The organism is Chiayiivirga flava, assembly GCF_014202825.1.
Taxonomy (GTDB): Bacteria; Pseudomonadota; Gammaproteobacteria; order Xanthomonadales; family Xanthomonadaceae; genus Chiayiivirga; species Chiayiivirga flava.
In genome coordinates this window covers 1-21,943 of the sequence record NZ_JACHHP010000007.1, presented here as the reverse complement: position 1 = coordinate 21,943, position 21,943 = coordinate 1, and the positions used below count along the sequence as shown (strand labels likewise).

At 67.7% G+C, this 21,943-nt stretch carries 15 protein-coding genes and 1 pseudogene; 5 read left to right on the top strand and 11 right to left on the bottom strand.

Features of this window, described 5'->3' with window-relative positions; all coding sequences use genetic code 11:
• Positions 1–84 precede the first annotated feature (84 nt).
• The 5 genes from HNQ52_RS15490 (at position 85) to HNQ52_RS15470 (ending at position 5,971) form a co-directional block, all read left to right on the top strand.
• The gene (locus HNQ52_RS15490) at positions 85–1,437 is read left to right on the top strand and encodes a GH1 family beta-glucosidase (protein WP_183962094.1); all 1,353 of its coding nucleotides are present in this window, start codon (positions 85–87) and stop codon (positions 1,435–1,437) included.
• Between the two features lie 176 nt (positions 1,438–1,613).
• Positions 1,614–2,651 (top strand): glucokinase, encoded by a 1,038-nt coding sequence (gene glk, locus HNQ52_RS15485; protein ID WP_183962093.1) that lies wholly within the window; start codon positions 1,614–1,616, stop codon positions 2,649–2,651.
• Entirely contained in the window at positions 2,651–3,403 is a 753-nt protein-coding gene (gene pgl, locus HNQ52_RS15480; protein ID WP_183962092.1) for a 6-phosphogluconolactonase, read from the top strand. Before glk ends, pgl begins: the two co-directional genes overlap by 1 nt.
• Positions 3,404–3,516: 113 nt before the next feature.
• Positions 3,517–5,436, top strand: a complete 1,920-nt coding sequence (gene edd, locus HNQ52_RS15475; protein ID WP_183962091.1) for a phosphogluconate dehydratase — start codon at positions 3,517–3,519, stop codon at positions 5,434–5,436.
• Positions 5,429–5,971: a DNA-deoxyinosine glycosylase gene (locus HNQ52_RS15470; RefSeq protein WP_183962090.1), complete on the top strand. Its 543-nt coding sequence runs from the start codon at positions 5,429–5,431 to the stop codon at positions 5,969–5,971. The genes edd and HNQ52_RS15470 overlap by 8 nt, the downstream gene beginning before the upstream one ends.
• Here HNQ52_RS15470 and HNQ52_RS15465 read toward each other — a convergent pair.
• The 11 genes and pseudogenes from HNQ52_RS15465 to HNQ52_RS15415 all read right to left on the bottom strand — a co-directional run.
• Complete coding sequence (locus tag HNQ52_RS15465) at positions 5,934–7,475, bottom strand: cryptochrome/photolyase family protein (protein WP_183962089.1); 1,542 nt, start codon at positions 7,473–7,475, stop codon at positions 5,934–5,936. The genes HNQ52_RS15470 and HNQ52_RS15465 overlap by 38 nt on opposite strands.
• A gap of 475 nt (positions 7,476–7,950) precedes the next feature.
• Entirely contained in the window at positions 7,951–8,097 is a 147-nt protein-coding gene (locus tag HNQ52_RS15460; protein WP_343059391.1) for a DUF2256 domain-containing protein, read from the bottom strand.
• A 5-nt stretch (positions 8,098–8,102) separates the two neighbouring features.
• Positions 8,103–11,309, bottom strand: a complete 3,207-nt coding sequence (locus HNQ52_RS15455; protein WP_183962087.1) for a discoidin domain-containing protein — start codon at positions 11,307–11,309, stop codon at positions 8,103–8,105.
• A gap of 261 nt (positions 11,310–11,570) precedes the next feature.
• Entirely contained in the window at positions 11,571–12,404 is an 834-nt protein-coding gene (locus tag HNQ52_RS15450) for a carbohydrate ABC transporter permease (protein WP_183962086.1), read from the bottom strand.
• Positions 12,401–13,279, bottom strand: coding sequence for a carbohydrate ABC transporter permease (locus tag HNQ52_RS15445; RefSeq protein WP_183962085.1), 879 nt, complete (start codon positions 13,277–13,279; stop codon positions 12,401–12,403). Before HNQ52_RS15445 ends, HNQ52_RS15450 begins: the two co-directional genes overlap by 4 nt.
• Before the next feature lie 6 nt (positions 13,280–13,285).
• On the bottom strand, positions 13,286–14,569 hold the full coding sequence (locus HNQ52_RS15440) for a sugar ABC transporter substrate-binding protein (RefSeq protein ID WP_425486510.1): 1,284 nt from the start codon (positions 14,567–14,569) through the stop codon (positions 13,286–13,288).
• Positions 14,570–14,591: 22 nt separating this feature from the next.
• Positions 14,592–16,133, bottom strand: coding sequence for a glucoamylase family protein (locus tag HNQ52_RS15435; RefSeq protein ID WP_183962084.1), 1,542 nt, complete (start codon positions 16,131–16,133; stop codon positions 14,592–14,594).
• Positions 16,134–16,283: 150 nt separating this feature from the next.
• Entirely contained in the window at positions 16,284–19,262 is a 2,979-nt protein-coding gene (locus HNQ52_RS15430; protein ID WP_183962083.1) for a TonB-dependent receptor, read from the bottom strand.
• Between the two features lie 93 nt (positions 19,263–19,355).
• Positions 19,356–20,396 carry a LacI family DNA-binding transcriptional regulator gene (locus HNQ52_RS15425; protein WP_183962082.1) on the bottom strand — a complete coding sequence of 347 codons (1,041 nt, stop codon included), beginning with the start codon at positions 20,394–20,396 and terminating at the stop codon, positions 19,356–19,358.
• Positions 20,397–20,508: 112 nt separating this feature from the next.
• Positions 20,509–20,685 (bottom strand): annotated as a pseudogene (locus HNQ52_RS15420) (IS3 family transposase); the annotation flags it as partial.
• A gap of 56 nt (positions 20,686–20,741) precedes the next feature.
• Positions 20,742–21,943 (bottom strand): RHS repeat-associated core domain-containing protein (locus HNQ52_RS15415; protein ID WP_221282120.1); only part of this gene is annotated, 1,202 nt, incomplete at its 5' end.

Here is a 21,943-nt window from a genome sequence, read left to right as displayed (position 1 = left end):
GCATCGATACCTGCTGCAAACCGCCGGCGGGCACGGTATTCTGCCATGTAAACGTTTCCAACCCCCTGCCACAAGACCCGATCGATGAAGCCACTGCCGCCGTTTCCGTCCGATTTCCTCTGGGGAGCCGCCACGTCCGCGTACCAGATCGAAGGCTCGCCACTGGCCGACGGCGCCGGTCCGAGCATCTGGCAGCGCTTCGCGCACACCCCGAAGATGATGGTGGGCGGCGACACCGGCGATGTGGCCTGCGACCACTACCGCCGCTACAAGGACGACGTGGCGCTGATGCGCGCGCTCGGGCTGCAGAGCTACCGCTTCAGCATCTCGTGGAGCCGCGTGCTGCCCGAGGGGCGCGGGCGGGTCAACGAGAAGGGCCTGGATTTCTACTCGCGCCTGGTCGACGAACTGCTCGGCAACGGCATCGAACCGAACGCCACGCTGTTCCACTGGGATCTGCCCGCCGCGCTCGACGACCGCGGCGGCTGGCTCAATCCGGACATCGCCGACTGGTTCGCCGATTACGCCAGCGTGATGTACCGCAAGCTCGACGGCCGCGTGAAGATGTGGGCCACGCTCAACGAACCGTGGGTCGTGACCGACGGCGGCTACCTGCACGGTGCGCTCGCGCCGGGGCACCGCAATTTCTACGAGGCGCCGATCGCCTCGCACCATCTGATGCGCTCGCACGGCCGCGCGGTGCAGGCCTACCGCGCCGAAGGCAAGCATCGCATCGGCCTGGTGGTGAACATCGAACCGAAGTATCCGGCCTCGCAATCGCCCGAGGATCTCGCCGCCACCAAACGCGCCGAGGCCTACATGAACCGCCAGTACCTCGAGCCGGCGATCCACGGCCGCTACCCGCCCGAGATGCAGGAGATCTTCGGCGATGCGTGGCCGGACTGGCCGCAGGAAGACTACGACCTCATCCGGCAGCCGATCGATTTCCTCGGCCTCAACTACTACACCCGCAACGTGGTGAAGCACGATCCGCAGGCGTGGCCGCTGTGGGGCTCGCCGGTGAAGCAGACCCAGGCGACCTACACCGAAACCGGCTGGGAGGTGTTCCCGCAGGGGCTCACCGACACGCTGGTGTGGATGAAGCAGCACTACGGCGACCTGCCGATCTACATCACCGAAAACGGCTCGGCGTTCTACGATCCGCCCAAGGCGCACGACGGCGTGATCGACGATCCGCTGCGCGTGGACTACCTGAAGAAGCATCTCAACGCCGTGCGTGCCGCCATCGGCCAGGGTGTGGACGTGCGCGGCTATTACGGCTGGTCGCTGCTGGACAACCTGGAGTGGTCGCTCGGTTTCTCCAAGCGCTTCGGCATGGTGCACGTGAATTTCGAAACGCTCGAACGCACGCCCAAGGCCAGCGCGAAACTGTATTCGCGCATCATCGCCAGCAACGGTGGCGTGCTGGACGCGTGACGCAGACGCGCGGGGGCGCGCGACGGCCTCGCATAACGGGTTCTTTCGCCGGCACGTGCAACACTGCGGCGACGGAAGCCGACGATCGGGGAGTTGGGCATGGTCTTGCATCGGGCTGGACTCCGCGACGCCGCTTGCGCGGGCCGCGATCGCGTCGACCCGCGGCGCAACGCGCGATGACCGCCTCGGCACCCACGTTGCTGGCCGAGGTCGGAGGCACCAATGTCCGCTTCGGACTCGCGTGGCCGAACGCGCGGCAACCGCTCGACGCCGACAGCGTGCGTTCGATGCTCGTGGTGCAATTCGACACGCTCGCCGATGCCGCCGCGACCTACCTGCGCGAGCTGGACATCGATGCCCGTCCGCAACACGCCGTGTTCGCCGTCGCCGGGCGGCTCGACGGCGACGACGCGCGTCTGACCAATCACCCCTGGACGATCTCGTTCGCGCAGACGCGCCGCGCGCTCGGACTCGCAAGCCACCGTGCGATCAACGATTTCGCCGCGATGAGCCTGTGCCTTCCGCTGCTCGCGCCGCACGACAGCGTCGCACTCGGCGCGCCGCCCGCGGCGACGCTCGGCAGCGAGCCGTCGCAGACCTTCGCCGTGCTCGGACCCGGCACGGGCCTGGGCGTCGGCGCGCTGCTGCTGCGCGAGGGCCGCATGTTCGCGCTGCAGACCGAGGGCGGGCATATCGGCGTCGCGCCGTGCAATGCGCTGGAGATCGAGGTGCTCAAGGTGCTGCAGCGGCGCTTCGGCCGGGTGTCGGTCGAGCGCCTGCTGTGCGGGCAGGGGCTGGTGAATCTGGAAGCGGCGCTGGTGGAGATCGAGGGCCGCTCGAACGGCGCCGACGCGCCCGACACGATCGCCGCGGCCACCGAACCGCGCCACCGTCGCACGCTGGAAGTGTTCTGCGGCATCCTCGGCGCCACCGCCGGCGATTTCGTGCTCGGCTACGGCGCCTGGCACGGCGCGTGGATTGCCGGCGGCCTCGTGCCGCACCTGCTGCCGTGGCTGCGCGCGCCGGGCTTCCGCACGCGCTTCGAGGACAAGGGACGGTTCGCCGACGCGATGCGCCGCGTGCCGGTGCGCGCGGTGGTGCATCCCCACCCGGCCTTGCTCGGCGCGGCGGTGCAGTCGATGCTCGACGCCGGGCACGCGCCGTTGCCCCGGCAGGCCCGTCCCGTGCCCGTCGACGAGGAGATCGCCCCCTGATGCCGACCGTGCCCGACAACGCCCATCTCGACGCCCGCATCGACTGGCGCAGCGCCGACGATGCGGCGCACTGGATCCAGACCGCAGTCGACACCATCGCCGGCGCGCTGGCGCGCGACCTGGACGCGCAGCCGCGCGCACTGCTGCTGCTTTCCGGTGGCGGCACGCCCGGGCCGGTGCATCGCGCGCTGGCGGACGTGGCACTGGACTGGTCGCGGGTCGACGTGTCGCTGGTCGACGATCGCTGGGTGCCGGCCGACGACGCCGCCAGCAACGCCCGCCTGGCACGCGAGACCTTGCTGCACGGGCGCGCCGCGGCCGCGCGTTTCCTTCCGCTGGTGCCGGCGATCGATCCGGCCGAAGACACCGCAGACGCAATGACCGCGGCCGTCGACGCCGCCAATGCGCGCTGGCGCGAGCAGGGCCTCGTCCCCGCGATCGCCGTGCTCGGCATGGGCGACGACGGCCACACCGCCTCGCTGTTTCCCGGCGCGCGCGGCGTCGACCACGCTCTCGCCACGCCCCTGCCCTACGCCGCCATCGATGCGCACGGCTGCCCCGGCGCCGGCACGCTGCCGCTGCGCATCTCGCTCACCGCCGCAGGTCTTGCCGCCGCGCGCCAGCGCCTGCTGCTGCTGCGCGGCGACACCAAGCGCGAGGTGCTCGCGCGCGCCGCGGCGCCCGGCCCCGTCGCGCAGTATCCGGTGCGCGCCGCGTTCGCCGACACGCTCGATGTGTTGTGGTGCGCCTGAGCCCTCGGCGCTGACGCACGTTCCTTCGCCGCGGCAAGCGGCCTAGAATCGATCGCTTCACTCCGCCCGCGGCGCGCCGCGGCGCCGCCCGCCTCCGCCACGGAACCGCCGCCATGCCCCTGCACCCCGCCATCGCCGCCGTCACCGACCGCATCGTCGAACGCAGCCGTCGCTCGCGTGCGGCGTATCTGGCGCTGATCGAAAGCTCTCGGCGCCGCGGCCCGAACCGGCAGGTGCTCAGCTGCGGCAACCTCGCGCACGGCTTCGCCGCCTGCGGTCCGCACGACAAGAACGCGCTCAAGCGCGGCAGCGCGGCCAACATCGGCATCGTCACCGCGTACAACGACATGCTCTCCGCGCACCAGCCGTTCGAAACCTACCCGGCACTGGTGCGCGAGGCGGCGCGCGCCGCCGGCGCGACCGCGCAGGTGGCCGGCGGCGTGCCGGCGATGTGCGACGGCGTGACGCAGGGGCGCGTCGGCATGGAGCTCTCGCTGTTTTCGCGCGACGTGATCGCGCAGTCCACCGCCATCGCGCTCTCGCACGACATGTTCGATGCGGCGCTGATGCTGGGCGTGTGCGACAAGATCGTGCCGGGGCTGCTGATCGGCGCGCTGTCGTTCGGGCATCTGCCGACGATCTTCGTCCCGGCCGGGCCGATGACGCCGGGCCTGCCGAACAAGACCAAGTCCGAAGTACGCGAGCGCTATGCCGCCGGCGAAGCCACACGCGAGGAGTTGCTCGAAGCCGAATCGGCCTCCTACCACGGCCCGGGCACGTGCACCTTCTACGGCACGGCGAACTCCAACCAGATCCTGCTCGAAGCGATGGGCCTGCAATTGCCGGGCACGTCCTTCATCAACCCCGGCACCACACTGCGCGACATGCTCACCGTGGCGGCGACGGAACGCGCCGTCGCGATCACCGCGCTGGGGGACGACTACCGCCCCATCGGCCGTCTGATCGACGAGCGCGCCATCGTCAACGCCATCGTCGCGCTGCTTGCCACGGGCGGCTCCACCAACCACGCGATCCACTGGGTGGCAGTGGCGCGCGCGGCCGGCATCGTCGTGGACTGGAACGATTTCGACCGCATCTCGCACACCGTGCCGCTGCTCTCGCGCATCTACCCCAACGGCGAGGCCGACGTGAACCGCTTCCACGCGGCCGGCGGCATCGGCTTCGTGTTCCGCGAACTGCTCGATGCCGGCTTCATGCACGAGGACATCGACACCATCGTCGGCACGCGCGGCCTGCGCGCCTACACCGAAGAGCCGGGGCTGCGCAGCGGCACGCTGCAGTGGCAGCCGGCGCCGATCGAAAGCGCGGACAGCGCCGTGCTGCGCCCGGCCGGCGATGCCTTCGAAGCGCATGGTGGCCTGCGCCTGCTCACCGGCAATCTCGGGCGCGCGCTGATCAAGGTCTCGGCGGTGAAACCGGAGCATCGGCGCGTGCAGGCGCCGGCCGTCGTCGTCGACGATCCGCAGCAACTGCGCGACCGCCACAAGGCCGGCCTGCTGCCGCGCGACTTCGTCGCCGTGGTGCGTTACCAGGGCCCGCGCGCGAACGGCATGCCGGAAATGCATGTGCTGACGCCGCTGCTGGGCATGCTGCAGAACCAGGGCCGGCGTGTGGCGCTGGTGACGGACGGCCGCCTGTCCGGCGCCTCGGGCAAGGTACCGGCCGCGATCCATGTCACGCCCGAAGCCGCGCGCGGCGGCGTGATCGCCAAGCTGCGCGACGGCGATCCGCTGCTGCTCGATGGCGACACCGGCGAACTGCGGGTGCTGCTCGACGATGCCGACTGGCTGTCGCGTCCGTCGGCGCCGAACACGATGCCGGCGGCGCAGGACATCGGCCGCGCCCTGTTCGCGGTCAGCCGCGCGGTGGCCGGCACGGCCGAGGAAGGTGGCCTCTCGATTTCGTGCGGGCCGCAGATGGCGCCGGCGTCCGACGACGAACCGCCACGCGATCCCGAATACGATCTCGGCGCCGCCGCCGCGCTCGCCCCGCACGAAGAAAAAGATGCGTGACCCCGCGCGCGGCGATGTCGCGCGCAGCTTTCCTCCGATCGCGGCGCGGCATGCGCATACGCTGATCCTCGGCAGCATGCCGGGACGCGATTCCCTGCGTGCGGTGCGCTACTACGCCCATGCACGCAACGCGTTCTGGCCGATCGTGCTGACGCTGCTCGACGCGCCGCCCGATCTGGATTACGACGCACGCATCGCGCTGCTGCGCGAGCGCGGCTTCGCGCTGTGGGACGTGCTCGCCGAGTGCGTGCGGCCGGGCAGTCTCGACGCGTCGATCGATCCGGCCAGCATCGTGCCGAACGACATCGCCGGCTTCCTCGCGCGGCATCCACACATCGGCCGCATCGCGCTCAACGGCGGCAGCGCGGCGGCGCTGTTCCGGCGCCACATCGCGCCGATGCTGCCGCCCGATCGCGACATCGAGATCATCTTGCTGCCGTCGACAAGCCCGGCCCACGCAGGCATGCCGTTCGCGGCAAAGCTCGACGCGTGGCGCGTCATCGGTCCGGCGACGGCGTCAGCGACGCGCGGATGAGGCGTGCCTGTTCGGCGATGGCGGCACGTTCGTCTCCGGATTTGCGCAACAGGTTCGCGACCTGCAGTTTCAGCCGCGGATGTGCGCCGAAACGACGCCGGTGGCGATCGAGGAAATCCCAGTACAGCGTCGTGAACGGACACGCGTCCGCGCCGGTCGCCACGGCAGGATCGAAGCGGCAGCCGTCGCAGTAGTTGCTCATGCGCTCGATGTACTTGCCGCTCGCGATGTAGGGCTTGCTGCCCATCACGCCGCCGTCGGCGAACTGGCTCATGCCGATGGTATTGGGCAGCTCCACCCACTCGACCGCATCGACATACACCGCGAGATACCAGCCGTGCACCTCGCGCGGCCGCACCCCGAGCAGCAATGCGAACAGGCCCGTCACCATCAGGCGCTGGATGTGGTGCGCGTAGCCATGCCGGAGCGTGTCGGCGATCGTCACCGCGAGACAGCGCATCGTGGTGTCGCCGGTCCAGTAGAACGCGGGCAGCGGCTGCTGCGCATCGAGCGCGTTGTCGTCGAGATACTGCGGCATGCGGTGCCAGTACAGGCCGCGCACGTATTCGCGCCAGCCCAGGATCTGCCGCACGAAGCCTTCCACGGCCGCGAGCGGCGCCGCGCCGTCGGCATACGCGGCCACGGCCGCGTCGACGACTTCGCGCGGGTGCAACAGCTTGAGGTTCATCGCCGCCGATAAGCGCGCGTGGTACAGCCACGGTTCGCTGTCCCACATCGCGTCCTGGTAACGGCCGAACAGCGGCAGGCGGTGCACGACAAAATCGTCCAGCGCCAGCAGCGCGTCGTTCCGCGTGACGGGCCAGTCGAAGGCGTCGAGCGTGCCCGGGTGATCGGCATAGCGCGCGTGCACAAGGGCGATGACCTCGCGGGTGATCGCGTCGGGCGCGAATGCGCGCGGTGCGGGCAGCAGGCCGGGGCCGCGCGCGTCGAAGCTGTCGCGGTTGTCGTGATCGTAGTTCCACGCGCCGCCCTCGGGGGCGTCGTCGCGCATGAGGATGCCGCTGCGCTGCCGCATCCAGCGGTAGAAGTGCTCCATGCGCGGCTGCGTGCGGCGCGCCATCCACTGCGCGAAGTCGTCGCTGCGGCACAGGAAATGCGTGTCCTCGCGTTGCACCAGCGGCGTGCCGGTGGCTTCACAGACGCGGCGCAGATCGTCCGCCAGCCGCCATTCGCCCGGCTGCACGGCGACCACGCGCTGCGGCCGACTGGCCTGCAACTGCGCCTGCAGCGCATCGGCCAGCGTGGCGTGGGGGTGCTCGCCGGTGGCGCGGTACAACACATCGAACCCGCGCGCGCGCAGCACGTCGCGGAAATGCCGCATCGCGGACAGGAACGTCACGATCCGCGCCTTGTGGCTCCACGCGTACCTGGCCTCTGCCGGCGCCTCGCACATCCAGACCGCATCGCGCGCGGGATCGAAGCCGGCCAGCGCGGCCGAGTCGCCATCGAGCTGGTCGCCGAGCACCACGACGAGATTGCGCATGCGACGGTCATCCTTCGCCGCGACGCGGCCACGATTCGGAACGTACGCATCGGGCTGCCGCGACGGATGCGCTGGCCGGCCGGTCAGCAAGACCGGTCTGGCACGATCGACACACCCCACCAAATCGTCATCCGCCGAACGCACGAGTGGCCGGAGCAACGCCGTACCTCCACTCCGTCGTCCCGGCGAACGCCGGGACCCAGTGACGTTGCTCGATTTGCTCTGTGTCTGCGGCACTCACCGGCAAAAGTCGCTGGGTCCCGGCGTTCGCCGGGACGACGAGGTTGGGATTACGCGGCAATCGACTCGTGCGCCCGCGTCGCCGGCCCTAGCGCATTGCACGAGCTGCCACTTCATGCGCCGACGAATTGTCCTCGACCAGCAATGGGCGAACACCGGGACGACGGGATCGAGAACCAATACATTCCATGAACCGTTCCGACCAACCCACACCGGTTGAGCGTTTCGAACGCGGCTAGGACGACGCCGGACGGATGCGCCGACATCGCTCCGAGCAATACCGCACCTGCTCCCAGACCTTTTCCCATTTCTTGCGCCAGGCAAACGGGCGGCCGCACGCCGCGCACGTTTTCGACGGCAGGTGCGGCTTGCTGTGTGCCACCGCCGTCAGCGCTCCAGCGTGAGCGTCAGTTCCACCGGCACGCTGCCGATGCGCAGCTCGCCATCCGCCCATGTCGCCTTGTCGGCCAGCGCTGTCGGAATACGCGGCGGATGCGCGAGCGGCCACGCGATGACGACACCGCCAGGCGGCAGCGTCAGGCCGTCGCCGATGCGAAGCGTCACGCTGTCGGCGTCGCGACGCAGCGTGTACGACAGCGTGCCGTACGGCGTGCGCAGGCCGTCGATACCGATGCCGTCGCCGCCGAGCCAGTCCGCCGGAATGCCTGCGGCAAGCACCAGGCTGCGGTCGCTGTCGCGCTCGAACGCAAACAGGTCGAGCGCGGCGCGGATGAAGTCGGACGCGACCCAGCCGTGCGGCATGTCGCCGATGAAACGAGATTCGCGCGGCAGTCGCCCGACCACTTCGGCCCAGTGGTTCCATGCCGCGGGACGGCGGTCGTCGAAGAAAAACGCGATGGCCTCGTGCGCGCGCTCGCGCCAGCCCAGCCGCACAAAAGCCGAGACGTTGCGCCATTCGTACGGCGTGTAGTCCTTCCACGCACGCGTGCCGTCGCGGCGTGCGACGAACTCGCGCCAGTAGCGTTCGAACGTGTTGCGCAGCAGTTGCGGCGGCAGATGTTCGATCTCGCCGCCTGGCGACAGCGCGATCGTGGTCGAGGTGGCATCGAAATCGCCGAGGTCGGCCGCACCGGGAATGAAGTCGATGTCGTGCTTTTTCGCACTCGCCGCGAGCGAGGCGAGGATGTCGGCGCGGAACGCCGCCACCTCGCGCGACAGTCGCGCCGCGTCGTCGTCGCGTTCGAGCATCTGCGCCAGCAGCACGGCGTTCTTGTATCCGATCAGACCCCAGAAATTGTCCCAGTGCGAATAGGCCGGTTTGGCCGAGTAACCTTCGTGGCTGATCGACGGTGGCAGCAGCCCGAAACGCTCGGTGCCGCGGTTGGCATCGGTGCGTTCGCTCGCGCGCAGGCGGTCCATGTAGCGCGTGGCGGCGTCCACGGGCGGCCACATGCGCTGCGCGAGCGCGGTGTCGCCGGTGTAGCGCGCCACCTCGGTGGCAAGAAAGACGAGTTCGCCGTGGCTGTCGTTCTCGGCCACGGGATCGGAGCCGCGCGCATCGACGCAGCACGGCACCTTGCCGTCGTCGAACTGGTACGGCGCATACCAGTCGAGGAAGTCACGTGCGGCGTCGTCGCGGCCCAGTCGCAGCAGTGCCTCCGATGTCATCGCGCCGTCGCGGATCCATGAGCGCGCGTACGAACGCGTGCCCGGACGGATCGCATCGCCGTCGCGGTTGACGAGGATGTAGGCAAGCGAGGTGCGCACCGTGTCGGCCAGCGCCTGCGCGTGCGGCGGCACGGTCAGGCGCACGCGGTCGAGCTCGTTGCGCCAGCCGTCGGCAACGGCGCGGCGCTGCGTTTCGAACCAGTCGGCATCGCGCGAGACACGTGGCGGCTCGCCCGACAGCGGGATGTCGAGCGTGATGCTGCGTTCGCCGTGCGGCGGCAGGTCGATGCGATACAGCAGCGCGCCGGACGCGAAGCCGGTCGCGTCTTCGACCGCGGTGGTCGTCGGCGGGTCGCGCAGGCGTTGCGCCGCCATGCCGGCATCGAACGCGGTGACGAATGCCTGTGTCGGCGCATCGAGCGGCCGCACGCGCTCGCGGCCGTCGACCGACAGCGCAGCGCCGCTCCACGCTAGCGCATGGATCGGACTCACGCCGCCCGGCGTGGTCAGGAACTGCACCGGCGGATTGACCTGGAACGGCTGCACCGCGAGCGCGAGCGTCAGCGTGCGCGGCGAGTCGCTGTCGTTGCGTACGGTGTAGCGCGCGGCCAGTCGCGACGTGTCGCGGCTGCCCTGCGCGAAGGTCTCGATGTCGAGCGACCACGGCGGCGGCGCGTCGCTCCGTGCAGCGACACGCGTGCTGCCGCAGGCGGCCGGCGAAACCGCGCCGGTGCTCGTCCAGTGCACGCGCGGCATCGGCAGGTAGCCGTCGGGAAGACTCTGCCGGATTGCGACATTCGCCCAGCTGCTGACGCGTGCGTCGCCGGCGTTGCAGCCGGCCGCATCGAGCACGAACGGCATCACGCTGAATCCACCGCGCGCCACTTCGAGCGTGCCGTCTTCCGACAGCAGGCCGCTGTCGGCACCGCCGTCGATGCCGACCACGGTCCAGTACGTCTGCTCGCCGCCGAACGCGCGCGGAAACAGCGCCTTGCCCTCGGAGGCGGCGACGGCTTCGAAGAAGCTGTTGGCCGTGGCGCCGAACGCCAGATCGCGGATATCGAGACGGCGCAACGCGTAGTGGCTGTCGACGCCTTCGTGCAGCGTCAGGCGCAGGTAGCGCGCTTCGGATTCGGCGAGCTGCACGAAATCGCGTCCGCCGTTCGCGGCAACGACGCTGCGCACCTCGCGCCATGTGCGTGCATCGTCGGAGAGCGCGATGGCGTAGCGGGTCGCGTGCGCGCCGGGCGCCCAATCGAGCACGATGCCGCCGAACTCGCGCTGCAGCCCGAAATCGAGTGTCAGCGCCTGCTCGCCGCCGGCAGCGCTGCGCCAGGGCGCAACGGCGTCGGGCGCCAGCACGCGTCCGGGCATCTCGCCGGATGTGGCCGTCACGCGCGGCGTCGGCCAGGTGTCCGGCGGCAACGGACGCTCGCCGAACCGCAGCGAATCGACGCACAGCGACCCGCGCCCACCTTCGTTCGCGTACACGGTGAACTCGATCGACTGCGTGCGCCGCAATGTCTTGTCGAGCAGCGGCCCCCACGCCGGCCGGATGTGGCGCGCCTTGTAGCGCACGTCGCTCCAGTCCGACGGGAAGACCATCTTCGGCGTGTTGACCCACCAGACATTGTCGCCGCTGGCGTCGATGAGCTTGAACTCGAACTGGTTCGCGGGGCCGCTGCCGCGTAGCTTGAAATCGAAGGCGTAGTTGGCCGGGAAGTCGAGCGGCAGCGTGCGTCGCATCGCAGCGTGGCCGGAGACACCGTTGAAGTCGTAGTCCAGGCACAGTGCGCGGCCGGCGACGCCCTCGGTTTCGCGCAGTGATGCGGACACCTGGTTCGACGACAGCGCGGTCCACGGTGCGGCGGATTCGAAGTCGTCGAGGAGGCGTGGGGCTGACGCAGTCGGCGTTCTCGCCTCCGCAGCAACGCCGACAAGCAGCAGGAGCAGCCACGACACCATCGCAACCAACCTCGCACACCTTGGCCCAAAGCCCTTCCGCCTTGACGGGGAAAGGGTTGGGATGGGGGTGGCTGTTGATCTTGCGCTGATCGTTTTTGCTGCATCAGGCATGCAGATGAAGTTCTCGACCGTCGCCGGACCCGGAAGAGAGAAATCACGAGCAGGAGCCACCCCCATCCCAACCCTTCCCCCCTCAAGGGGGAAGGGCTTTTGAGCAGGAGCAGAGCGGGCTACGCAGGCGCGTTTCGAATCCAGCATCGATCAACCCTTCACGCTGCCGAGCAGCAATCCCTGCAGGTAGTAGCGCTGCAGGCCGAGAAAGAGCAGCAGCACCGGCAGGATCGTCAGCACCGCGCCCGCCATCATCATCTCGTTGTCCTGCACGTGTTCGCGCGAGAGGTTCGACAGCGCCACCGGCAGCGTGTGCAGCTCGCTGTCGGACAGCACGATCAGCGGCCACATGAAATCGTTCCAGCTCGCGAGGAAGGTGAACATCGCCAGCGTCACGAGGATCGGCGTCAGCAGCGGCAGCACGATCTGCACGAAGATGCGCAGCTCGCCGGCGCCGTCGATGCGCGCGGCTTCGAGCAGTTCGTCCGGCAGGCTGCGTGCGTACTGGCGCACGAGGAAGATGCCGAACACGCTCGCCATCGCCGGGATCACCACGCCGGCGTAACTGTTCACCAGCCCCATCCACTTGAGCATCAGGAACAGCGGCATCATCGCGATCTGCGCCGGGATCACGAGTGCGCCGAGCAGGCCGCGGAAAATGCGATCGCGCCCGGAAAACCGCAGCTTCGCGAAGGCGTAGCCCGCCATCGTGTTCAATGCGAGCGACAGCGCGGTGACCGCCAGCGCCACGCCGAAGCTGTTGAGCATGTAGCGCCCCACGCCCAGGCGCAGGAACACCTCGCGGTAGTTCTGCAGCGTCGGTGCGTCCGGCAGCAGTGGCGGCGGCAAGGTATTGGCCTCGCCCTGCACCATGAACGACACCGACAGCATCCACAGCAGCGGTGCCAGACTCACGACCGCGAAGCCGAGCAGTGCGCCGTTGACCAGCACCTTCTGCAACAGCCCGACGTTCGGCCCGCTCATATCGCCTGGCTCCGTCGGCCGATCCGCACGAGCACGAACGTGGCCGCCAGCATCAGCAGGAACAGCACGAAGGCCACCGCCGACGCGACGCCGAGATTCCACCACTGGAACCCGTCGTTGAACATCAGGTACAGCACGCTCATCGTGCTCTGCACCGGACCGCCTTCGGTCATCACGTAGGGTTCGGCGAACAGCTGGAAGTAACCGGTCATCGTGAGGATCGCCACCATCAGCAGCATCGGCAGCAGCGACGGCAGCGTGATGTGGCGGAACTGCTGCGGGCCGGACGCGCCGTCGATACGCGCGGCCTCGTACAGGTCGCGCGGAATCGCCTGCAGGCCGGCGAGCAGGATGATCATGTTGTAGCCGAAGTTCTTCCACACGGCGAACAGGATGATGGTCGGCATGGCCCAGTGCGGATCGCCGAGCCAGTCGACCGGATCGATGCCGACCTGCGCCAGCCAGTGGTTGATCAGGCCGTAGCGCGTATGGAAGAGATACCGCCAGATCACCGCGACCGCGACGATGGTGGTGACCACCGGCGCGAACAGCGCGGTGCGGAAAAACGGCGTGGCGCGCGCGGCGGCCGCATTCAGCAGCAGCGCGGCGGCCAGCGACACGGCGATCGACAGCGGCACGCCGACGGCGACGAAATACAGCGTGTTGCCCAGCGCCTGCCAGAACAGCGGTCGCTGCAGCAGGCCGATGTAGTTGTCGAGCGCGACGAAACGCAGATTGTCGAGATCGGCGAGTGCGTACAGGTCGAAATCGGTGAGGCTCAGGAAAAACGACGCCGCGGCCGGCAGCAGGAAAAACACTCCGATCGCAAGCAGCGCGGGCGCTGCGAACAGCCATCCGGTGCGGTTCGGGGTCATGCCGCGTCACTGCGCATCGGTCGTCTCCCGTGCGCGGTCGAGCATCCAGCGCCGCTTCTCGAGGATCCGGTCGGCGCGCGCATCGAGCACCTCCACGGCGCGATTAAGATCGAACTCGCCCGCCACCAGCCGCTCGGACACCACACGCATCTCCTGTGCGATCTGCTCCCATTCCGGCACTTTCGGCGTCGCTTTCACCCGTTCGAGCTGGGCGCGGAACGCCTGCGCGTACTTGTCGCCCGCAAGTTCCGGATCATCCCAGCTCGACCGCCGCGACGGCAGCGAACCCAGCTGCCGGTTGAGCTCGCGCTGGATGCGCGGCTGCGAAAGGAATTCGATCAGCGTCCACGCCGCATCCTGGTTCTTGCCGCGCACGTTCAGCACCATGCTCGACCCGCCCGCGGTCGATGCGCCGGGCCCGTCGGGGCCGGGCAGCATCGCGGTCGACCACGCGTCCTTGAGCGACTCCGGCAAGCGCTTCCTGAACTCGGCAATGTTCCACGGGCCGGAAATGTAGAACGCATAGAAGCCGCGCCCGAACTCGACCCACACGTTCGCGATCTGCGTGTTGGTCATCTTCGGCGCCCACGATTTTTCGAACATCTCGTGGTAGAAGCCGAGCGCGCTGCGGAACCCCTCGCTGCGGAAATTGCCGTAGCGGCCGCCGTCGCGCAGCAGCGGCTCGTCCTGCTGCAGCGCGAGTGCGAGCTGCGGTTCGAACTCGTTGAGGGGCAGCAGCACGGCGTAGCGGTCCGGCCCCACGTCGCGCTTGATCGCCGCCTGCATCGTGCGCCACTCGTCCCAGGTCTGCGGCGGCGCGTCGAAGCCGAGTTTCGCCAGCACGTCGGTGCGGTAGAACAGAAGGCGCGTGTCGACGTTCCACGGCACGCCGTACAGCGTGCCGTCGACGCGGTTGGTGTCGAGGATGCCGGGAAAGTAATCGTCGGCCCACATCGTCTTCGATGCGGACAGGCGCGCATCGAGCGGCGCCAGCGCGCCGATGGCGGCGAACTCCGGCAGCCAGGTGTTGCCGAGCTGGAACACGTCCGGCAACGCGTCGGACGCGAACGCCGTCAGCAGCTTGGCGTGCGCTGCGGTCCACGGCAGCGTCTGCACACGAACACGGATCTGCGGGTGTTCGCGCTCGAACTCCGGCAGCAGCGTGCTGACCAGCACTTCGCCTTCGCGCCCGATCACCCAGAAACGCAATTCCTGCACGTCGTCGCGCGGCGTGCCGCAGCCTGCGAGCAGCAGCAGCGCGCCTGCGACGAGACCGGCGACCGTTCTCACGTGCGGTGCGCGCCGGATCGCATCAGCGGTTCGTGTCCATCGCGGCGCGCGGCGTCGGCGCACCGAGCACCTTTCCCGTGCGCGACATCCGCGTCCCCACCGGCGCGTCGAGCCAGCCGCCGCTGAAACCCGCGCGTTCGAGCCCGAGGCGCAGATGCGGATTGCGCCGCATCACCTGCCACACGCGGCCGTTGCGGTAGTTCTGGATCATCAGCAGGATCGGACCCTGGTCGATGCCGATGTACTGGTCGGCGACCCAGCCCCAACCCGGAATGCGCTTGCCGTATTTGAGCGGCACGTCGTAGTCGAAACTGCGATTGAACGCGTCGAGGAATCCGTACTCGCCGTAGATCTGTTCCTTGTAGCGCTTGAGCAGCGTGCGCGTGGCAGGGATCACGATCTCCGGCGCGAACGGCAGCGAGCCGAGCGCCGCGGTCGGCGCGATGGTGCCGTCGTCGTAGGCATCCTTGCTGCCGGCGCCGCGGGCCGAATAGCCGCGGAAGATGCGCACGCCGCCCTCGCGCTGCTGCACGAAATGGCCGGGGCCATCGCTCGCGGTGAGGCCCCACACGTTCTTGCCATAGCTCTTGAAGCCGAGCGGGTTGGCGATGGCGTAGTTGCGCTGCGCGAGCGTGGCCTTGCGGCTGTTGATGAAGTAGTCGCTGTTGCGGTCGCGCATGTAGGCGTCGCGGATGCCGCGGAAATCCACCCACACGTGCGAGTACTGGTGGCCGAACATCGGTCCGAAGCCCAGATGGGTCTGGCCGTAGTACTTCGCCCAGCTGTCGTCGTAGGTGGATGCCCACTCGCGCCAGGCCTCCGGCCCCACCGGATGCGTCGGCGAGCCTAGCGCCAGCAGGTAGACGAGCATGGCCTCGTTGTAGCCGCCCCAGTCGTGGTCGATGAAACCGCGCTCCGGATACCAGCCCATCGAGATCAGCGCGCCGCGTTGCTGCATCCACGGCCAGTCGACGCGGCGGTAGATCGCGTCAGCGAGTTGGCGGATCTCCGCGTCGTCGGCCTCGTCGCGATCGAACCAGGTCTGCGCGAACAGCACGCCGCCGAGCAGCAGCGCCGTGTCGACCGTGGACAGTTCCACCCAGGCCTTGTAGCGGTGTCCGCTCTGCAGCTCCAGGAAGTGATAGAAGAAGCCGCGGTGGCCGGCGGTGCCGGTCGGCGCGTCGCCCTGCGGTGCGTCATGCAGGAACCGCAGCGTGGTCAGCACGCGTTCGCATGCCTGCTCGCGCGTGATCCAGCCGCGTTCGGACGCGATCGGATACGCGGTGAGTCCGAACCCCATCGCCGCGATGCTCGCGAACGGCTCGTCGTACGGATAACGATCGGGCACCAGCCCGTTGACCGGATTGGTGGTCTCCCAGAAGTAGTCGAACGTGCGTTTTTCGATGTCGCCGAAGAACGCCGGCAGCTCGCGCGAATGCGTGGGGGCGGGGAGCGGCGGGTCGGTGGGCTGCGCGTTGACGAGACCGCCCTGCCAAGCCCAACCGAGCAGCGCACAGGCCGCCCATCCCCACACTGCCGCTCGCACGTTCCGGAACATTCGCATCGTCCTGTCCGCGGCGCGGATCACCTCATGCGATCCGGGTTGGAAGAAGCGGACCGCCGCGCCGCGGGAGACGGCGGTCCGTGCGCCACCGCGCGACGATGCGCCGCGCGGCGGAACGGGAACGCCCGCAAGGAGCGTTCCGGTGAAGCCTTACCAGTTGAAGCCGACCGAAAGCTTGACCATGCGCGGCGGCCATGCGGTCGCAAGACCGTTGCGCGCCTGGAAGTTCGGGTTCGGTCCACCGAAGTTGCCGCGCCAGGTGTCGTAGTCGAGATAGTTGGTGTGGTTGAACACGTTCAATGCGTCGATGCGGAAGTTGGCCGAGTAGTCCTCGCCGAAGCGGAAGTCCTTGGTCAGCGACAGATCGACCTGGCGATGCCCGAACGTGCCGTCGACCTCGAACGCGTTGAACTGGCAGTAGTAGTCCTGCGGATGCGCGTTGGTGTAGCAGTCGACCGCGTCCTTGACCACCGGGCTTTCCACCGTGATCTTGCCCGACAGGCGCACGTCCCACGGCAGGCCGACGATGCCCGTCGCCACCAGGCGGCTGCGCGGCACGCCGACGGCGCGCTGCCAGCCGGCTTCGTCGAGATTCGGATAGTCGAACACGTAGTGCTCGTCCGAGGCCGCGGCGTTGGAGCGGTTTTCTTCCGCGTCCGTGAAGGTCAGCGCGATCGTCGTGCCCCAGTTCGACGCTTCGGTGAACGGCTTCTCGAGCGACACGAGCAGCGAGTTCGCACGCGTCTCGATGCCGTTGTCGGCAAGGATCAGCGTACCGAAGCCGGGAATCGGGAAGCCCCACGGCTGCCCGCCCCACGTCGAACCGGGACGGTTGGGATCGCGGAAGCCGCCGTCGGGCCAGCGGTTGCCGAGCGAGAAGATGATGCCGTCGTGGCTTTCCACGCGCGACAGCGTGACCGACGTGTTCCACTGGCCAACCGTGTTCCGCACGCCGAAGCTGAGCTGGTCGGAATACGGCGTCTTCAGGTTGTTGTTCATCAGGTTGATCTCGCCGCCGAGATTCGGATTGGCAGCGACGAGCGCGTACAGCACCTGCGGATCGAGATAGGAGTCGTTCCATTCGCCCAGGCAGTTGGCCTGGGTGGCGCAATCCGGATTGCTCGGCGCGGCGAAACGGTATTCGTAGGCCGGGAACGTGCCCTTGGACTGCTCGAGCGCGAGGTAATCCCACAGATTGCGGTCGTACGAGCGGCCGAGGCCACCGAAGATCACGTGCTGCTCGTCGCCGAACAGGTCGTACGAGAAACCGATGCGCGGCTGGAAGGCGTCCTTGAACGCGTCGCGGTTGTTGCCGTTGCTGATGTAGTCCTCGATGTCGTAGTCGGCGTTCTGCAGATTGCTCCAGCCGCGCAGCGCCGTCACGAGTTCGGGACGCGTGACGTAGTCGAGGTATCCCGGAGTTTCCTCGTAATCCCAGCGCAGGCCGAGGTTGAGGATCAGCTTGTCGTTCACTTCCCAGTCGTCCTGGAAATACAGGCCGTACTGCTTGTTCTTGCTCGTGATGTTGCGATCGTTGAGACCCGGCACGACGGCGCCGAACGTGACCTGGCTCGGATCGGTGTAGCCGGCGGCGATGTCCTCGACGCGGAACTGGTACTGCGGGTTGTAGGGCTGCTGCTCGAACGCGTTGATCTCCACGTTCTTGTACTTGACGCCCATCTTCAGCGTGTGATCGCCGGCGAAGATGGTGAAGTCGTTCTGGAAGCCGTAACCCTTCTGGCCCTTGTCCTGATAGTCGCGGCCGCCGCCCAGGTTGATGATGGCGTCGCGGTTGGGGCCGCCGACGAAGTTGTAGCCCGGGCCGATGGTGACCGGACGCGGCGCGAAGAACGAATCCTCGTGCGTGATGTGCATCTCGTTGAGGAAGCGCTCGTTGCTGTACTGCCAGCGCAGGTCGGCACGGGTTTCCTCGGTGTCCTTCGACGAACCGTAGCTGGCGGTATTGGCGCCGCCGAGGCCGGTGATTTCGGACTCGTTGCGGACCTTCACGGTGAAGTCGACGATGTTGTTCTCGTCCGGCGACCACGTCAGCTTGCCGAAATACAGGTCCATGTCGAACGGTGCGGTGACGCTGCCGAGCAGGTCGCGCAGGTCGTCGGGCACCGTGGCCGGATCGATGTTGGTTCCGAGCGTGATGTCGCGCGGGCTGACGAGTTCCTTGGCTTCGTACGAGACGAAGAAATGCAGCAGGTCCTGCACGATCGGACCGCCGAGGCTGACGCCGTACTGCTCGTCCTTGGTGTCGAGCTTGCCGGCGAGCGCTTCGCTCGGCCGCGTCGCACGCCACGAATCGGTGGTGCGGTCGTAGAACACGTTGCCTTCGAACTCGTTGGTGCCCGACTTGGTCGCGGCCACGACGGCGGCACTGCTGAGCTGGTCGAACTCGGCCTTGTAGTTCTGCGTGATGACCTTGTATTCGGAGATGGCGGACTGCGGGAACGGGCTGCCGCGGCTCGAATCCTGGCCGCTGATGCCGCCCTTGAGCACGTAATTCTTCTGTCCGACGCCGTCGATGTAGACGTTGATGCCGTTGGAGTTCTGCGCGCCGCCGCGCAGCCGGGTGGAGCCGTCCTGGCCCTCCTCGAACTGCACGCCCGGCACGATGTCGGCAAACGCGAGGAAGTTGCGCGACACCTGCGGCAGTGCGTCGATCTGCTGCGGCGTGATGAAGGTGGAAATCTCGGAGGTGCGGGTTTCCTGCACGCTGACGCCGATCACCTCCACCGATTCGAGCGTGGTCGCATCGGCCATCGCTGCGCCGTCGACACCCAGGTCGACGGTCGCGGTCTGCGCCACGGCCAGCGTGACGACCTGCTGCGTCATCCTGCCGCCCGCATCGACCTCGATGCGGTACGTGCCCGGCGGCAGACCGGCGATCGAATAGCCGCCGTCCTCGCGCGACAGCGTGCGGCGGGTGAGCCCCGTGGCGGTGTTGGTGACCACGACCTCGGCCCCGGGCGCGGGCGCTTCCTGCGTGGTAACCGTGCCGCGCAACGTGGACGACGTGCTCTGCGCGTGCGCGCCGGACGCCATCAGCAGGCAGCTCGCGAGCGCGGCGGCCAGGACATGGCGCTTGGCGCCGTTGATTCTAGGATTGCGGTACCGCATGGCGTCCCCTCCCGGGCAGATCGGTTCGGTGTTTGTGTTCGATGGTTGCGTGCAGCAGCAGCGGATGACGGTCGGAACAGCGTGTCGCGTGCATCAGGGGCGGGCGTCCAATGCCTCGGTGGTGTTGGTTGACGCGGTGGTACGGTCGCAGGACTGCCGCACCACGAGCTCGGCGCGCAGGGTCTGCGGCGCGGTGCGGTGGGCGTCGTCGGGTTGCAGCGCGGCCATCAGGCGCTCGAAGGCCTGCTGGCCCAGGTCGGCGATCCGCACGCGCACCGTGGTCAGCGGCGGCGAAACGAAACGCGCGATCGGAATGTCGTCGAAGCCGGCCAGCGCCACGTCGCGCGGCACCACGACGCCGGCCTCGTTGAGCGCGAACAGGCAGCCGATGGCCATCATGTCGTTGGCCGCGAAGATCGCGTCCGGCAGCGCGTGCTGGGCGAGCAGCAACTGCCCGGCGCGGTAGCCGGCCTCCTCGCTGAAGTCGCCGGCGACGACCTGCTCGCGCGTGTCCGGCAGCAGCTCGGCCAGTGCCTCGCGGTAGCCGCGCAGGCGCTCCTGCGCGTCGAAGTTGCGGTCGGGTCCTGCGATCAGCGCGATGCGGCGGTGGCCGCGCTGCACCAGGTGCCGCACCATCGCGTGCGCGCCCCAGTAGTTGTCGATGGTGATGGCGTCGTAGTCGCCGGTGTCGAGCGGCGTGTTCATCAGCACCACCGGCAGCGCGGCGGGCAGGTGCTCGTGCAGCACGCCGGCATCGATGTGCGGCGACATGAGCAGCAGGCCGTCGACGCGGCCGCGCATGGTGCGGATGGCGGCCACGGCTTCTTCGCTGTCGCCGTGCGAACTCGACACCAGCATGTGCATGCCGGCGCGGCGGGCGGCCTGGTCGATGCCGCGGATCAGTTCGGAGAAGAACTCGCCGTGCAGGTCCGGCAGCAGCACGCCGATGGTCTGCGTGCGTCGGGTGATGAGACTGCGCGCGGCACTGTGCGGAACGTAGTGCAGCTCGCGCGCGGCGGCGGTGACGCGCTCGCGCACGGCGTCGGACACGCTCTCGTGGTTGTTCATGGCGCGCGACACCGACGCCACGGACACCCGTGCGGCCTTGGCGACATCCTTGATGGTCACCGACATTGTTGCGCTGCTCTGTCCCCGGAACGGTGGCGCCCAGCCGCCGGAGCAGCGGGCCGGCGCGAATGTAAACGTTTCCATTTCGGCAAGTAAAGCCGCGATGCAGCATCGCTCAACCGAGTTCGATCTCGTGACGCTGCACCCACGACCGCAACGTCTGCGGCACGCAGTCAATCTTCGGGGCGATCGACTCCACCGCCAACCACAACGACGCGTGCTCACCGCGGTGCTCCTGCACCATCCGAATCGCACGTTCGCGTGTCTCAGGGGGAAACGTGTTCGACTTTTTCATGGCTCCATTTTTTCAAGAGTTGGAGCCTCCACGATTCCCCGGGGCGGTTCGCTTCATTATTTCCGCGAGCCACCCGGCGTCACCGTTACATACGTAGTTCCTTCGTCGTGTTCATATCTGACACCCGCGTTGTCACCAAAGAGACCCGTATTTACCATGGTCGCTCTAAAATCATCGACCTGTCTCGCATTGAAGAAAGTGAAGACATAGCTTGCCCCGCCGTGAGAGGTCAGACTGGAAACCCCATTCTCTTCGACGTAATTCATTAAATTGGACACTCGCGCAGCAGTAATTCTGATGTCCGGTTCGATCCAGACCTGCAAGCCGCTCTCATCGTCGAAGATGGCCTCACCCAACTTGTTCAGACCCTCCATTACTTTCATGCGCGGCTCAGTTTCCATCAGTAAGAGTCCAGTTTGGCCGGTAAATAAAATATCTCCAGCCACTTCTGTAACAGTATTTGCAGCCCCCGCTTTCGCACTGTCTTCAACTCGCCTCGCGAGCGCGTTTTGTATTATTTTCTCAAGTTGTCCGCCCTCCAAGGGTTTGAAAATATCGTCATCTGCCGAGGCGGCGGAATATCCCTCCGCCCCTGTAGCTTCGTTGCCCATGAATCGTTCAGCCGCCTTCTGAGCCCGCTTCGCCATCATTTCTAGAATCCGACTGTTGACACCCATGGCCTGCGCCTCACGCGACTGGTGCCTCCACGCTATGTATTCGTCAACATTATTAAATGGCGGAGATTTCCCAGCACGCTTGTAATTTTCAGCATCCCGGTAGAAGGCCTGATACCAGAATTTTTCTTCGCTCGTCATGTCCGCTACCGATTTGTGTTGGAGAGGACTTGTCTTGGTTGCCATGTGCGCGCCGGCGACCTTTCTGGCGCGCATGCCGGCAAGCAGATCGCCGGCCTGCGTGCCCGTCGGGGCGCTGCCGAGCCCGCCGCCGTTGCTGTAGCCGAAGCCGCGCTCGGCGGCGAAGGTGTCCAGTTCGTCGGCGTTGCGGTTTGCGGTCTGGGCCTGGGATTCCTGCAGCTGCGGGGCCATGCCGGTGGGGTCGACGTGTTCGGTCGGGCTGTTGTAGACGTAGGCGAAGCGATTCAACGCAAGCGGTTGGTAGACGTCGGGGACGATGCTGTCGGGCTGCAGGAAGCGCATCGCGGTCGGGTCGTAGTAGCGGGTGTGCATGTCGATGAGCCCGCTGATGCCGGCCGCGGTGGCGCCGAACTGTTTGCGTTCGTGGTGGCCGGTGTAGCCGG

Excerpts from the sequence above, each read along its gene's own strand:
- HNQ52_RS15445 (WP_183962085.1), bottom strand. The coding sequence starts at position 13,279 with ATGACCCCGAACCGCACCGGATGGCTGTTCGCAGCGCCCGCGCTGCTT.
- edd (WP_183962091.1), top strand. The coding sequence starts at position 3,517 with ATGCCCCTGCACCCCGCCATCGCCGCCGTCACCGACCGCATCGTCGAA.
- HNQ52_RS15435 (WP_183962084.1), bottom strand. The coding sequence starts at position 16,133 with ATGCGAATGTTCCGGAACGTGCGAGCGGCAGTGTGGGGATGGGCGGCC.
- HNQ52_RS15430 (WP_183962083.1), bottom strand. The coding sequence starts at position 19,262 with ATGCGGTACCGCAATCCTAGAATCAACGGCGCCAAGCGCCATGTCCTG.
- HNQ52_RS15455 (WP_183962087.1), bottom strand. The coding sequence starts at position 11,309 with ATGGTGTCGTGGCTGCTCCTGCTGCTTGTCGGCGTTGCTGCGGAGGCG.
- HNQ52_RS15470 (WP_183962090.1), top strand. The coding sequence starts at position 5,429 with ATGCGTGACCCCGCGCGCGGCGATGTCGCGCGCAGCTTTCCTCCGATC.
- HNQ52_RS15425 (WP_183962082.1), bottom strand. The coding sequence starts at position 20,396 with ATGTCGGTGACCATCAAGGATGTCGCCAAGGCCGCACGGGTGTCCGTG.
- pgl (WP_183962092.1), top strand. The coding sequence starts at position 2,651 with ATGCCGACCGTGCCCGACAACGCCCATCTCGACGCCCGCATCGACTGG.
- HNQ52_RS15450 (WP_183962086.1), bottom strand. The coding sequence starts at position 12,404 with ATGAGCGGGCCGAACGTCGGGCTGTTGCAGAAGGTGCTGGTCAACGGC.
- HNQ52_RS15465 (WP_183962089.1), bottom strand. The coding sequence starts at position 7,475 with ATGCGCAATCTCGTCGTGGTGCTCGGCGACCAGCTCGATGGCGACTCG.
- HNQ52_RS15490 (WP_183962094.1), top strand. The coding sequence starts at position 85 with ATGAAGCCACTGCCGCCGTTTCCGTCCGATTTCCTCTGGGGAGCCGCC.
- glk (WP_183962093.1), top strand. The coding sequence starts at position 1,614 with ATGACCGCCTCGGCACCCACGTTGCTGGCCGAGGTCGGAGGCACCAAT.